Here is a 12483-nt window from a genome sequence, read left to right as displayed (position 1 = left end):
GCTTAGTCGCGCACGCGGGTGACGAGGGAGCCGATGCCTTCGATCTCGACCTCTACTTCGTTGCCGTCGCGCAGCACGCTGACGCCGGCGGGGGTGCCGGTCAGGATGACGTCGCCGGGCAGTAGGGTGAAGATTTCGGAGGCTGCGGCCACCTGTTCGGCCACGGAGTAGTGCATCTCGGAGGTGTTGCCCTCCTGCACGACGTCGCCGTCGACCCAGGTGGTGATGTTCAGCGAGTCGGTGTCCAGGTCGGTTTCAATCCAGGGGCCGAGCGGGGTGGAGCCGTCGAAGCCCTTGGCGCGGGTCCACTGGCGGTCTTCGAGCAGGTCGCGGGCGGTGAGGTCGTTGGCTACGGTGTAGCCGAAGATGACCTCGTGCACGCGCTCAAGAGGCACGGACTTGGCGATACGACCGATAACGACGGCGAGTTCACCTTCTGCGCTGACGGCTTCGGAGTACTCGGGCAGGGTCACGGGGTCGCCGGGGCCAATCACGGTGGTGTTGGGCTTGAGGAAGAACTGCGGAGAGGCGGGCGCCTCGGTTCCAGCCCAGTTTGCGATCGCTCCAATCACCTTGGAGCGGGGAATAATCGGGGCGAGCAGGCGCACCTGGTCGATGGGGTAGGTGGTGCCGGTCGGTTCGACGCCCGAGTAGAAGGGGTCGCCGGCGATGACGCGCAGGGTTTCTTCGCCTGCGTCGCCTTCTACCAGCCCGAAGTGGAGCTCATTATTTACGGTAAATCGTGCAATACGCATACTTTCTAGGGTACCAGCCTTCGAGGGTGTGAGCGGCGGGCGGAATTGGCAAGGCAGGGTTTAGCCCGGCGGGGTTCAACACTATTAAGTTCGGCGGGGTGCGCCTCCTCTCCCCTACCCTCACGCTATCAACGCCGCGCGCAATATTCGCCGGGCACAGCACTGACCGGGCACAGCGAATCCCCGCGGGTTGCTCACCGCGCGACATGCGGGGTCGGGCGGGGCATCCTGCGGGGATTTCGCTGGTTACGTTAGATTCACGTTTTAGATGAGGCGGGTCATCCAGCCGTGGCGGTCCTCAACGGTGCCGAGCTGAATGCCGACGAGCTCTTCGCGCAGGCTCTTGGAGATTTCGCCGAAGTGCTCGGTGGGTGCCGGGATTTCGAAGTCTTCTGCCTTGAGCTTGCCGATGGGTGCGACCACTGCTGCGGTGCCGCAGGCGAAGATTTCGGTGATGTCGCCGTTTGCCACGCCTTCACGCCACTCGGTGAGGGTGATGGCGCGCTCTTCAACGGTCATACCGCGGTCCTTAGCGAGCTGAATCAGCGAGGAGCGGGTCACGCCTTCAAGGATGGTGCCGGTCAGTTCGGGGGTAACGATCTTGTTTTCCTTGCCGAAGATGAAGAACACGTTCATGCCGCCGAGCTCTTCAATAGCGTCGCCGCGGTGCGGGTCCTTGAAGATAACCTGCTTGCAGCCGTGCTTTTCACCTTCGGTCTGGGCGATCATGGATGCTGCGTAGTTACCGCCGCACTTTGCCGCACCGGTGCCGCCTTCGCCTGCGCGGGCGTAGGTGGTGGAGAGCCAGATGTCCACGGGTTCGGGGGTGCCGAAGTAGTTACCTGCGGGCGAGCCGATCACGTGGTACTGCACGTGGCGTGCGGGGCGAACGCCCAGGAACGCCTCGGTTGCAATCATGAAGGGGCGGAAGTAGAAGGCTTCACCGTCGCCGGTGGGTACCCACTGCTCGTCCATCTTCACGAGTTCGCGCAGGGATTCAATGAAGGTCTCTGCGGGCAGTTCGGGCAGGGAGAGACGGTGTGCAGAGTTTGCGAAACGTGCCGCGTTCTTTTCGGGGCGGAAGGTCCACACGGAGCCGTCGGCGTGGCGGTAGCCCTTGACGCCTTCGAAGATTTCCTGACCGTAGTGGAACACGGATGCTGCGGGGTCGAGAACGAGCGGGCCGTAGGGGTGAACTCGTGCGTCGTACCAGGTGCCGCCGGTCTTGTAGTCGCCTTCCCAGTCGATGGTGACCATGTGGTCGCTGAAGTAGTCGCCGAAGCCGGGGTTTGCAAGGATTTCGGCGCGGCGTTCGGCGGTGGCGGGTGACTGGTTTGCTTCGTGGCTGAATTCGATGGCCATCGTTCTGCGTTCCTCTTCGTCTAGTTGCCTCTGTGGGCGTTCTTTGAGTGGCGGTTCTCGCGCCGGGGCGAGGGACCGGTGTGTGCCGCCGGGCGCGTTGTCGTGCGGGGCAGATGGTGCATCTAGCGGTCTGTGCTAGTCGGATGCATCAAAGCTAGTGGTGGATGGTGTCCACCGCCGAGGTGCCGGGCGGGTGTGCCTGACCTGTTTTAGAGTACCGGAAAGATGCGTTTGCCGCATGCACACCTTTTCTCCCATTCAGGATATGAACAGGGGCTGTACCGGCGAAGATATGGGTGAAGCCCGGAAGGTGTGTTCCTTCCGGGCTTCACGGGTGTTTCGCGTTCAGCTGCTACTGAATTTTAGCCGCGTGGGTTTTAGCCGCGTGGGTTTTAACCGAGGCGTACGAGCACGTCCGCGCCGACCTGATCGGTTCCGCGCACGGTGGCGCCGTTTTCGCGCATGTCTGCTTCGACGGCGTCCTCAATGCGGGCTGCGGCTGCATCGTGGCCGAGGTGGCGCAGCAGCATTGCACCGGCGAGGATTGCGGCGGTGGGGTTTGCCTTGTTCTGGCGGGCGATGTCCGGTGCGGAGCCGTGTACGGGCTCGAACATGGAGGGGAACTCGCCGACGGCGTTGATGTTGCCGCTTGCCGCGTAGCCGATACCGCCGGTCACTGCACCGGCGAGGTCGGTGATGATGTCGCCGAAGAGGTTGTCGGTGACGATCACGTCGAAGCGGGCGGGGTCGGTGACCATGAAGATGGTGGTCGCGTCAATGTGCAGGTAGTCGGTCTCAACCTCGGGGAATTCAGCCGCGATTTCGGTGAAGTAGCGGTTGTAGAGGCGACCTGCGTGGGTGAGCACGTTGGTCTTGTGTACGAGGGTGACCTTCTTGCGGCGGGTGGACGCCAGCTCGAAGGCGTAGCGCACCAGGCGCTCCACGCCGTGCGCGGTGTTGAGGGAGACTTCGGTGGCGATTTCGTGCGGGGTGCCCTGGCGAATCACGCCGCCGTTGCCGATGTAGGGGCCTTCGGTGCCTTCACGCACGACCACAAAGTCGATGTTGCCGGGGGTGGCGAGCGGGGAGACTGCGCCGGGGTACAGGCGGGAGGGGCGCAGGTTGATGTAGTGGTCGAAGGCGAAGCGCAGCTTCAGGAGCATTTCGCGTTCGATGAGGCCGGAGGGAATCTTGCCGCTGCGCGGGTCTGCACCGATGGCGCCGAAGAGGATCGCGTCGTGCTTCTTGAGGGCGTCCATGGTGGAGTCGGGCAGGGTTTCACCGGTTTCCAGCCAGTGCTCGGCGCCGAGCTTGTAGTGGGTGGGGGTTACGGTGATGTTTTCGAGCTCGCAGGCGCGGGTGAGGATGCGCTGGGCTTCGGTAATGATTTCGGGGCCGATGCCGTCGCCGGGGATGACGGCGAGGTCGATGCTACGTGCTTCAGTCATGCCTCTACCGTAATACGCGCCGCGGGTGGGCGGTAGAGTGTGCGGGCGGGTTCTCAGACTCTGGGCTAGGGAGGGGTGGGCTAGATGGGTACTGCCAGTTAAAACAATATTCCCCGACTGAATCATCAGCCGGGGAATATTGTTTATCTACGAGTTCTCACAGGGTAAGAACTTAGACGCTATTAGGAGCGCTGGCAGAAGGTAACAACTACGGAGCCGTTCTTACGGTCACCACGGTTGGTCGCAACCTGCTCAGAGGTAGCAACAACAGGGTCGATAACATCGGGAGCCAGGTAGGAACCACCTGCGCCACCTGCGCCGCCCTGCTGGCCAAAGCCAACGGGCTGACGAAGACCGTTCGGGTTATTGTTCCACTTCTGCTTCAGGATAGCAGCAGAAGAGGTGGAAGCACCGGAGCCACCGCCACCGTAGCCTGCACCGCCACCTGCGGAGACGACGGACTGACGACCATTGAAGTTGAAGCCGGTGGAGGGGTATTCAAGAGCCCAGCCCTTGCCGTTAAGAACGCCCTCTTCCTTCTTGGTGCTGTCGTTGTTATCAATCTGGTAAGAGTAGGAGCCAACGCCGTCTGCACCTGCACCGGTGAAGCCATCGCCACCTGCGTTACCGGTTGCGGAGGAAGCGTAGATTTCCTGGTTGTTGGTGGTGTAGAAGATAACCTCACCGTTCGGGGAGGTAGCGGTCGGCAGAGCGGTCTTGGTACCACCGATACCGCCGACACCGCCTGCACCACCCTTACCTGCTTCAACAGTGATGGTCTGGCTGTGGTCAACGGTGTAGGCACCAGAGCCCTGCTCACCAGCACCACCGGTCAGACCGGATACGCTACCTGCCTTCGAGGTCAGGTAGGGCAGAGCAGTGCGGTCACCGTCAGACTTCCACCAACCTGCATCAGCAGCACCGGGGTACTTGTACTGCTCGTTGATGTTAGAACCACCAGCGTTGATGACGCCAACGCCACCGCCACCACCGGCAACAGCAATCACAGTGCCGTCAATAATGAGAGCGGAGGAGCCACCACCGGAGGAGGAGAAGAGGGAGCGGTTCAGCTGGGTGTTACCGGACCACTTAGCGTTCACCTTGGAGATAATGCTGGAGGGAATGATGTCGGAGCCCTTGGAGGAACCACCGTTACCGTAGCCTTCGCCACCCTCAGCAGCAGTCAGGGGGTGGTTACCGATACCACCAGCTGCAGCCACAATCTCAACAGTCTGGCCTTCCTTTACAGCGATGCTGCCGGACAGCATAGCTGCACGACCACCGGGAACTGCGGGGTACTGGGTACCACCGGGGCCACCCTTGATAACGAAGTTAATCTTGTCAACCTTAGCGGGAACCTTGAACTTCTGAACAGTCTTAGCGCCTGCGGAGGTACCTTCGATGGAGTATGCCGGGGATGCCTGGTCAGCACAGTCAGTGGAGGAAGCAAAAGCGGGAACTACAGCGGATGCTGCAACAACCGGGGCAGCCCATGCTGCGCCAGCGACAACCTTGCGGCGAGAAATATTAGTAGACATATATGTCCTTCGAGAGTGATGTCATTTGAGGAATAAGAGTTATCACCCGCCGTCGTGCGCGGCAGAAAACATCACTTGAAACAAGTCGAGTGAGTGAGTCGGCTTGAGCCTAACCTCTGGTGATAACGACATAATGCTGTAACCGGTCCCCTACATAGGGACTTTCGCGTTTCAGAGCGCTTGGTGTTCGCTCTGCGGGGTCATAGACCACCGGCGCAGATTTCGGGTACGGCTAAAACTATACCCATCAAGGACCTGTACCGCAATGGTTCCAAAAATGGTTTGATGAGGGGGTTTCCCCTAAACTCTCCGCCTTGGTTGAAGGTTTTTCAACCAAAATAGGTTACTTAAGGGAGTTTCAAGTCTCTTAAACCCGAATTCGAACCCCATACAACCCCAAACTCTCAAGCTTTAGTTGAATAAACAATCTGCAAAAAAGTAATCAAGGTCACTAAAAATAGGTGTTTTCGGCGTGTCATACTCACTCAAGCACACGCCCCCACACACAAACCCACAAAATATCCCTGCATGTGAGAGTAGAAAGAGGCTCCCAGCCCCGCCCCACCACCCCGATACACTGGAAACATGCCCCTCAAACACACCGAACCCCAGCAGAACCCACAGCACAGCACAGAGACAGCCGAATCAGGCCACGCCGTAACGCATACCCGCGGCAGCTCAGAAAACAGCGACCTACCCGCCGACGCAATCAGCGCCTCCAGCCGCATGCAAAACTACCTCAGAGACAAACGCGGCTGGATGAACTTCATCGTCGTCGCGCACATGCAGTTCTTCTGCTGCGTACTCTCCGTTGCCTTCATCAACGGCTACGGCTGGATCCCGCTCATCTCCGCGCTCTGCAGCACCACCGCGCTCTACTTCCGCTACCGCTTCCCCTACGGCAGCATCTACGTGGTCATCGCGGCGCTCTGCCTCACCCTCGTGGAGCCCTACCCCGGCTCACTCGCCATCACCTGCTACCCGCCGGTCAGCCTCGCCGCCTACCACACCGGCAGGCACTGGACCCGCCGCACCCGCTTCCGTGCCCTCATTCTCGGCTGGGTCGGCGCACTCGCCGTCACCGTGCAGGCCTCGCTCTCGTTCCTCTACCATTGGGACGACATGCCCGCCCGCATCTTCATCTCCCTGATGCTCGGCGTGCTCTGCGGATCCATCTTCACCGTCTTCTGGTTCCTCGGCGACTCCCGCCGCATGCGCGAACTGCGCAGTGAGGAATTCAAAGAACGCGCCCGCCGCCTCGAATACGAGCAGGAACAGGAACGCCGCCTCGCCGCACAGGATGAACGCACCCGCATCGCCCGTGAAATGCACGATATTGTGGCGCACTCGCTCTCCAGCATTATTTCCCAGGCGGACGGGGCACGCTACGCCGCCGCAAGCGCCCGCACCGCACGCGCCCAGCAAACACAACAGGCACAGCAGGCAGAGCAACAGACCGAACAGGCAGAGCAGTGGGGTCAGGCTCAGCAGAACGAACCGGATATTGCCGAGCAGACCCTAGAACTCATCGCAGACACGGCACGCGACTCCCTCACCCAGATGCGTTCCCTCCTCGGGCTACTCCGCACGGACGAGGCAACCGCCTACGCACCCGTGCCCACCCTCAACGATGTGCCTGCCCTCGTGGAGCAGAGTCGCCGCGCCGGGCTACCCGTCACCTTCACCGGAATCACCGGCACCATGGCGCGCACCCTACCGCAAGGTGCCGAGCTGGCGGCGTACCGCACCGTGCAGGAGGCGCTCACCAACGCGCTCAAGCACTCCCCCGGCGCGGCAACCACCGTCACCATTCACTGGGGCGAGGACGGTCTGCAGTTGTGGGTACATAACGACCCGGTTTCCTCTGCCGTGGCTCAGCACATTGCCCGCCCTGTGCCCGGTAGCGGCAACGGTCTGCGCGGCATGAGCGAACGCATCGCCCTCTACCACGGCACCCTCACCTACGGTCTGCAGCCTGACGGCGGCTGGCTCGTTGAGGCGGCGCTGCCCTACCGCGACCTCTAATAGCGGTGCCCTCTACTACCTCGTGATCTAGGATTGAAACTATGTACTCTTCTGCACCACAGACTTCTGCACCACAGACCACCCAGCCGATTCGCGTGATGCTCGTTGACGACCAGCGCCTAGTGCGCGGCGGCTTGAGCATGCTCGTCAACTCCCAGCCGGATCTGCAGGTCGTCATGGAAGCCGATGACGGCCTGGCGGCGATTGACGTTTTTGACCGCATGGTCTCTGAGGGGCAGGCGCCGCAGGTCATCCTCATGGATGTGCGCATGCCGCACTGCGACGGCCTGGAGGCGGCGCGCCGTATTCTGGAGCGTGACGGCGAGCGTGAAGAGGATGAGCGGGTGCGCATTATTATGCTCACGACCTTCGATATTGATGAGTACGTGTATTCGGCGGTGCGTGCGGGTGCGAGCGGTTTCTTGTTGAAGGACACCCCGCCGGAGCAGCTGCTGGAGGCGATTCGTACGGTGCACCGCGGCGATGCGGTGATTGCGCCGTCTGCAACTCGCCGTCTGTTGGAGCAGATGATTCCGGTGCTGGACTCCCCCGCTCCTGTTGTTCCTACCGCTCCTGCCGCTGAGTCTGTTCCTGCTATTCCCCCGGCTGCTGGTTCTGAGCTTCCTAAGGCGACGTTCATTCCGGCTGAGCATGCAAGCTTTGAGCCGGTGCAGGATTATCCGCATCGTGAGTTGATTGAGCAGTTGTCGCCGCGTGAGTTTGAGGTGCTGGGTTTGATTGCGCGCGGCTTGTCGAATGCGGAGATTACGCGGGAGCTGGTGCTTTCGGAGGCGACGGTGAAGACGCATGTATCGCATGTGTTGGCGAAGTTGGGTGCGCGTGATCGTGTGCAGGCGGTCATTATGGCGTATGAGGCGGGTATCGCCCACTAGCGCTCCCTTATATAAGAGCACAGTGAAGCCCCGGCGGGCGCCTCCTAATCGAGGCACCCTCCGGGGCTTTGTTAGTTAAGTAGTTTCTTGTATCATCTTGTTGATGATTCGTTCAAAGTCGCTCATCAGCTCAGGCAACTTCTTATAGCGGCATCTCCACCATGTCCGGTTCTGCCTCCGCATAGATGCGGGGGCGCAACCGGGTGACCATATCAACGCTACGGCCGGTCAGCTGTTCAATGCGGTGCTGAGCATCCACCATCTGCATGAACTCGTCAAAAGGGGCCGCACCCGGCATCTGCACCAAAAAATCCAGGTCGCTGGTTTCGGTCAGCTCACCGCGGGCGGCGCTGCCGAAGAGTCGGGCACGGCGCACACCAGCGTCACGGAGGATCTGAAGAACCTCCGCTTCATGGGGTAGCGTGTACCCGCGACGCAGATTGGGGTAGCTAGTACTCATACACCCATCATACGCGCAAAGCCAGGCTGCAGGTCAGCTCCAAGAATCTGAGAGCACAAGCACGGCAGACTAGAGGACACAGTGAAGCCCCGGAGGGCGCCTCCCTTATCGGGGCACCCTTCCGGGGCTTTCTCACGCCGAGTATCCGGGTTTGCCGGGTACTGTGACTATGCCAGGTACAGCGGGTTAGCCGCGCATACCCTCAACCGGGGACATGCGAGCCGAACGAGCCGCAGGCAGAGCCGAAGCGAGCATCGCGGCGAGCACACCCACCATGAGGATGACTACGTACCAGACGTACGGCAGGTCAAGCACCAGCGGGGCGGAAGCACTCATGGAAGACATAATAATCTGCGCCGAGAGGCTACCAATCACCGCACCGGAAACCATACCGAGCACCACAGCGGCGAGCGTAATCAGAATCGCCTCAATGGAGATCATGCGGCGCAGCTGCTTGCGGGACAGACCCAGCGAACGGAGCATCGCGTTCTCGCGGCGGCGTTCGTTGACCGACAGGGTCATCGTGTTCGCCACACCAATGATGGAGATGACCACTGCGAGCATGAGCATCACCAGGGTGAAGGTCAGCATAACGGTCAGCAGCTGGTCGTAGGTCTGACGTTCCTGCAAGCCACCGGTGAAGGAGCTGTCAGGGCTGGCTCGGTTCAGGTCAGCCTGCAGGGTCGCGTTCTCGCTACTGGTCAGCGGGGAGGCGGCGCGCACCAGAACGACGGTGTCGTTACCGGTTGCCTGGCTGGTGACAGTCAGGTGAGCTGCCTTTGTCTGAGCTTCCTTGTCACCGCTGGCGATTGCTTCTTCCAGGCGCTTCTGAGCTTCCTCAGCGGCAGGGTTGGCAACCTTCTGCGGGTTCTTGGCGTCCTGCAGCTTGGCGGCGGTGGCAGGGTTGACAATCAGCAGGTGCTGCTTGGTTGCGGACTTGACGGGCTTGAGTTCCACTTCGCCGAGCGGGCCGTGTGCCTTCAGACGGCTGGATTCGTTCAATCCAGCGGACTTCCAGAGGCCCTGCGGTACGAGCACGGTGTCGTCAGCAAGGTTCGAGTTTTCGCCCGGCAAGATTGCCTTCAAATCGGAGGAGCTCAGCGCCACCAGGTCGGAATTCTGGTTGGCGGTCTGGCCTTCGTACTCGACGGTGTAGTCAACCACACCGGCTGCGTAACCGACGGCGGATGCCTGAACGTTCTTAATACCCTTGACCTTGGAGGCGATTTCCTCCGCCTTGGTCACGGTGGAGGCAGCCTCGGACTGGTCGTACGAGCTGTACTTTGCCTGCGCAGAAATCGGGTACTGCTGATCCAAGGCTTTGGTCAGCGAGGCGCTCAGCACCGAGTAACCGGTCAGCACAGTCGATACGACCAGGGTACCCACCAGCACGGCACGACCGGTGGAGACGGTGCGCTTGGGCGAACGCAGCGCGTTGGCGAGCGCCAGCTTGCCGGTCTGGGTGCGGGTGACCGTGCCGAGGGCACGTACCAGCGGCGGCAGTACCAGCGGGGTGAGGAGGAAGACCGCAATACCGAGCAGCAGCGCGGCCCCCATCATGAGAAGGATGGCCTTATTGCCGGCGCCCTCACCGGAACCCTGGTTCTGAGCCAGCATAACCAGGCCGATACCTGCGGCACCGAAGACCAGACCCAGGATTGGGCCAACCTTGCCGGGCTTGCGCACCTCAAGGTTGGTGTGCTCGCTCATCGCGCTGATGGGCGAGATGCGCAGGGCGCTTCGTGCCGGGGAGAGCGACGCCAGAACCGTCACGATGGTGCAGAGGAGCACACTCACCAGGATCGGGGTAATCGAGTACGAAATCATGATGGTGGTGAGGTTTGCACCAACCAGCGCGCCAACCGGGTAGGTCAGCAGTGCACCGATGAGGGAGAACACCACGCCCACGGTAATGGATTCGATGAGTAGCATCCGTACGAGGGAGCCGCCGCGGGCACCGAGGGTGCGCAACAGAGCCAGTTCACGGATGCGCTGGCCGACCAGCACCGCAAAGGTGTTGGAGATGACGAAGGAGGAAACCAGCAGAGCCAGTGCCGCGAAGGCACCCAGGACCACGCTAATGGAGGTGAAGACCGTGGAGAGGGTCTTCTGGTAGTCCTCCAGCAGCTTCTGACCGGTCATGACGCGCGGGTCGTTCTTGGTGTCGCCGCTGCTGAGGGTATCCTGCAGGCTCTTGAGCTTGGCGTCGGTTACGCCGTCCTTGAACTTGAGGTAGATGAGGTTCGCGCCAGCCATGCTTCGGTAGCCTGCCGCGGAGCTCTTGTTTTCTGCCTCGGATGCCTTCAGGGCGGCTTCGCCGAGGCTGGTACCGCCAATGAAGACAGCCTGGTTGGTGGTGGAGCCTTCAAAGCCGGGGTCGAACAGGCCGACGACGGTGTATTCGGCGGTCTTATCAGTACCGGGAGCACTAACGGATTCCACAACGTCGGTGCTGGTGACCTTGCCATTCAGCGAGAGGTTGTGCTTCTTCGCAAAGTAGGTAGAGACCATGATTTCGTGGTCGCTACTGGGGATTTTGCCCTGCACCTTGTACGGGAAGAGGCTCGAGTCGGCGGGCAGCTGGTTGTACTGCACGGGGGTTTTCTGGTCGCCGGTACCGATCGAGCCCGTGACGGCGTACTGCACCCAGTAGCCGGAGAGCAGGTCGCTCTGCTCTACCTTCTGGATCTGGTCGCGCGTCAGGTAGATGGCGGTGCTGTCTTTACCATCGTAGGTGGTAGCGGCGGAGGCGACGACCGCCTCGGCGCGGGAGAGCACGTCACCGACGGAGGAGTTGACGGTCGCCTGCAGCGAGTTGGTGAGCATCATAATGGCGGCGATAAAGAAGGATGAGATCGCGATGCCTATGCCCGTGAGAATGTATTTTCCTTTGGAGGCGCGCAGATTGGAGCGCGCCACCGTGTTCAGTGTGGTTGCCACGGCTTATCGACCTTCCAGCTGTGCCATTGCGCCGAGCACGGCGTCGTAGGTGGGTTCGATCATTTCGCCGGCGACCATGCCGTCCTTGATGAAGACCACGCGGTCTGCGTAGGAGGCGGCGTTTGCGTCGTGGGTGACCATGAGGATGGTCTGTGCGTGGTCGGTTGCGGCGGCACGTAGCAGGCGCAGCACCTCGGCGCCGGAGTTGGAGTCGAGGTTACCGGTCGGTTCGTCGGCGAAGACCACTTCGGGGCGTGCGAGCAGGGCGCGCACGATGGCGACGCGCTGCTGCTGACCGCCGGAGAGCTGTTCGGGGCGGTGGTCGAGGCGGGTTTCCAGGCCGAGGGTCTTAACTAGGTAGTCGCGCCACTGCGGGTCCGGCTTCTTACCGGCAAGGCCCAGGGGCAGGTCAATGTTCTGGCCCGCGGTGAGGGTGGGCACCAGGTTGAACGCCTGGAAGATGAAGCCGATGTGTTCGCGGCGGAATTCGGTGAGGGCGTTGTCCTTCAGACCGAAGAGCTCGGTACCACCAATACGAATCGAGGTTGCCGGGTTCGGGTCGGGGGTATCCAGGGTTGCGATGGTCTGCATCAGCGTGGACTTACCCGAGCCGGAGGGACCCATAATGGCGGTGAACTTGCCCTGCTCAAAGTCGACGGAGACGTTGTTGAGGGCGTGGACGGTTGCTTCACCCATGCCGTAGGTTTTGGAAAGGTTTCGTGCGGAGACGGCGGGCTGTGCCGTCTGTGCGTGAGGAGTTGTCGTAGTCATAGTTCAATTATTTCACGCAATGCGGCGCTGACTAAGGGGTTTTTCTCATCCTCCAGGTTGATTTTGGTAGGTGTTCACCGGGTCTTGACCTGCAGACGCAGGGGCTATTGCTAAGCCCACGGGCTGAGATGCGTCTGAGGCGGCAGGAACGGGAATCCGGCCTCATCCTTAAGTATGAGTGGCGGTTCAGCCAGGGCTACTACCCCACGCGCAAACCTACCCCTACGTACATACAGAAAGCCCCCGGCTCCTCCCCCATTGAACTGCCTCCCGTTTCTTGGACAACAAAAA

The 12483-nt window shown here is 61.1% G+C and carries 9 protein-coding genes; 2 read left to right on the top strand and 7 right to left on the bottom strand.

Features of this window, described 5'->3' with window-relative positions:
- Positions 1 to 2: 2 nt before the first annotated feature.
- The 4 genes from HMPREF2894_RS03945 to HMPREF2894_RS03930 form a co-directional block, all read right to left on the bottom strand.
- Positions 3 to 755, bottom strand: coding sequence for a fumarylacetoacetate hydrolase family protein (locus tag HMPREF2894_RS03945; protein WP_070677913.1), 753 nt, complete (start codon positions 753 to 755; stop codon positions 3 to 5).
- 264 nt (positions 756 to 1019) lie between these two features.
- Positions 1020 to 2117 carry a branched-chain amino acid aminotransferase gene (locus HMPREF2894_RS03940; RefSeq protein ID WP_070677910.1) on the bottom strand — a complete coding sequence of 366 codons (1098 nt, stop codon included), beginning with the start codon at positions 2115 to 2117 and terminating at the stop codon, positions 1020 to 1022.
- 392 nt (positions 2118 to 2509) lie between these two features.
- Entirely contained in the window at positions 2510 to 3565 is a 1056-nt protein-coding gene (locus HMPREF2894_RS03935; protein WP_070677908.1) for a 3-isopropylmalate dehydrogenase, read from the bottom strand.
- Between the two features lie 182 nt (positions 3566 to 3747).
- Positions 3748 to 5103, bottom strand: a complete 1356-nt coding sequence (locus tag HMPREF2894_RS03930; RefSeq protein WP_070677907.1) for a hypothetical protein — start codon at positions 5101 to 5103, stop codon at positions 3748 to 3750.
- 585 nt (positions 5104 to 5688) lie between these two features.
- On the opposite strand from HMPREF2894_RS03930, the gene HMPREF2894_RS03925 reads away from it, so the two are divergent.
- Complete coding sequence (locus HMPREF2894_RS03925; protein ID WP_210399396.1) at positions 5689 to 7128, top strand: histidine kinase; 1440 nt, start codon at positions 5689 to 5691, stop codon at positions 7126 to 7128.
- 41 nt (positions 7129 to 7169) lie between these two features.
- Positions 7170 to 8021: a response regulator gene (locus tag HMPREF2894_RS03920; protein WP_070677903.1), complete on the top strand. Its 852-nt coding sequence runs from the start codon at positions 7170 to 7172 to the stop codon at positions 8019 to 8021.
- Between the two features lie 142 nt (positions 8022 to 8163).
- Here the strand turns inward: HMPREF2894_RS03920 and HMPREF2894_RS03915 are convergent, their stop codons facing one another.
- From HMPREF2894_RS03915 to HMPREF2894_RS03905, 3 genes are all read right to left on the bottom strand, one after another.
- Positions 8164 to 8481 (bottom strand): nucleotidyltransferase family protein, encoded by a 318-nt coding sequence (locus tag HMPREF2894_RS03915; protein WP_070677901.1) that lies wholly within the window; start codon positions 8479 to 8481, stop codon positions 8164 to 8166.
- Between the two features lie 186 nt (positions 8482 to 8667).
- Positions 8668 to 11421: an ABC transporter permease gene (locus HMPREF2894_RS03910; RefSeq protein WP_070677898.1), complete on the bottom strand. Its 2754-nt coding sequence runs from the start codon at positions 11419 to 11421 to the stop codon at positions 8668 to 8670.
- A gap of 3 nt (positions 11422 to 11424) precedes the next feature.
- Positions 11425 to 12192: an ABC transporter ATP-binding protein gene (locus HMPREF2894_RS03905; RefSeq protein ID WP_012903286.1), complete on the bottom strand. Its 768-nt coding sequence runs from the start codon at positions 12190 to 12192 to the stop codon at positions 11425 to 11427.
- Positions 12193 to 12483: the final 291 nt, after the last annotated feature.

Origin of the sequence: Rothia sp. HMSC066G02 (assembly GCF_001813145.1) — a bacterium.
Taxonomy (GTDB): Bacteria; Actinomycetota; Actinomycetes; order Actinomycetales; family Micrococcaceae; genus Rothia.
The sequence above is the reverse complement of the archived record's forward strand: the minus strand, read 5'-3'. Positions and strand labels throughout refer to the sequence as shown.

What these genes read in the sequence shown, in the direction of transcription:
- HMPREF2894_RS03945 (WP_070677913.1), bottom strand. Translation starts at nt 755, where the DNA reads ATGCGTATTGCACGATTTACCGTAAATAATGAGCTCCACTTCGGGCTG.
- HMPREF2894_RS03940 (WP_070677910.1), bottom strand. Translation starts at nt 2,117, where the DNA reads ATGGCCATCGAATTCAGCCACGAAGCAAACCAGTCACCCGCCACCGCC.
- HMPREF2894_RS03935 (WP_070677908.1), bottom strand. Translation starts at nt 3,565, where the DNA reads ATGACTGAAGCACGTAGCATCGACCTCGCCGTCATCCCCGGCGACGGC.
- HMPREF2894_RS03930 (WP_070677907.1), bottom strand. Translation starts at nt 5,103, where the DNA reads ATGTCTACTAATATTTCTCGCCGCAAGGTTGTCGCTGGCGCAGCATGG.
- HMPREF2894_RS03925 (WP_210399396.1), top strand. Translation starts at nt 5,689, where the DNA reads ATGCCCCTCAAACACACCGAACCCCAGCAGAACCCACAGCACAGCACA.
- HMPREF2894_RS03920 (WP_070677903.1), top strand. Translation starts at nt 7,170, where the DNA reads ATGTACTCTTCTGCACCACAGACTTCTGCACCACAGACCACCCAGCCG.
- HMPREF2894_RS03915 (WP_070677901.1), bottom strand. Translation starts at nt 8,481, where the DNA reads ATGAGTACTAGCTACCCCAATCTGCGTCGCGGGTACACGCTACCCCAT.
- HMPREF2894_RS03905 (WP_012903286.1), bottom strand. Translation starts at nt 12,192, where the DNA reads ATGACTACGACAACTCCTCACGCACAGACGGCACAGCCCGCCGTCTCC.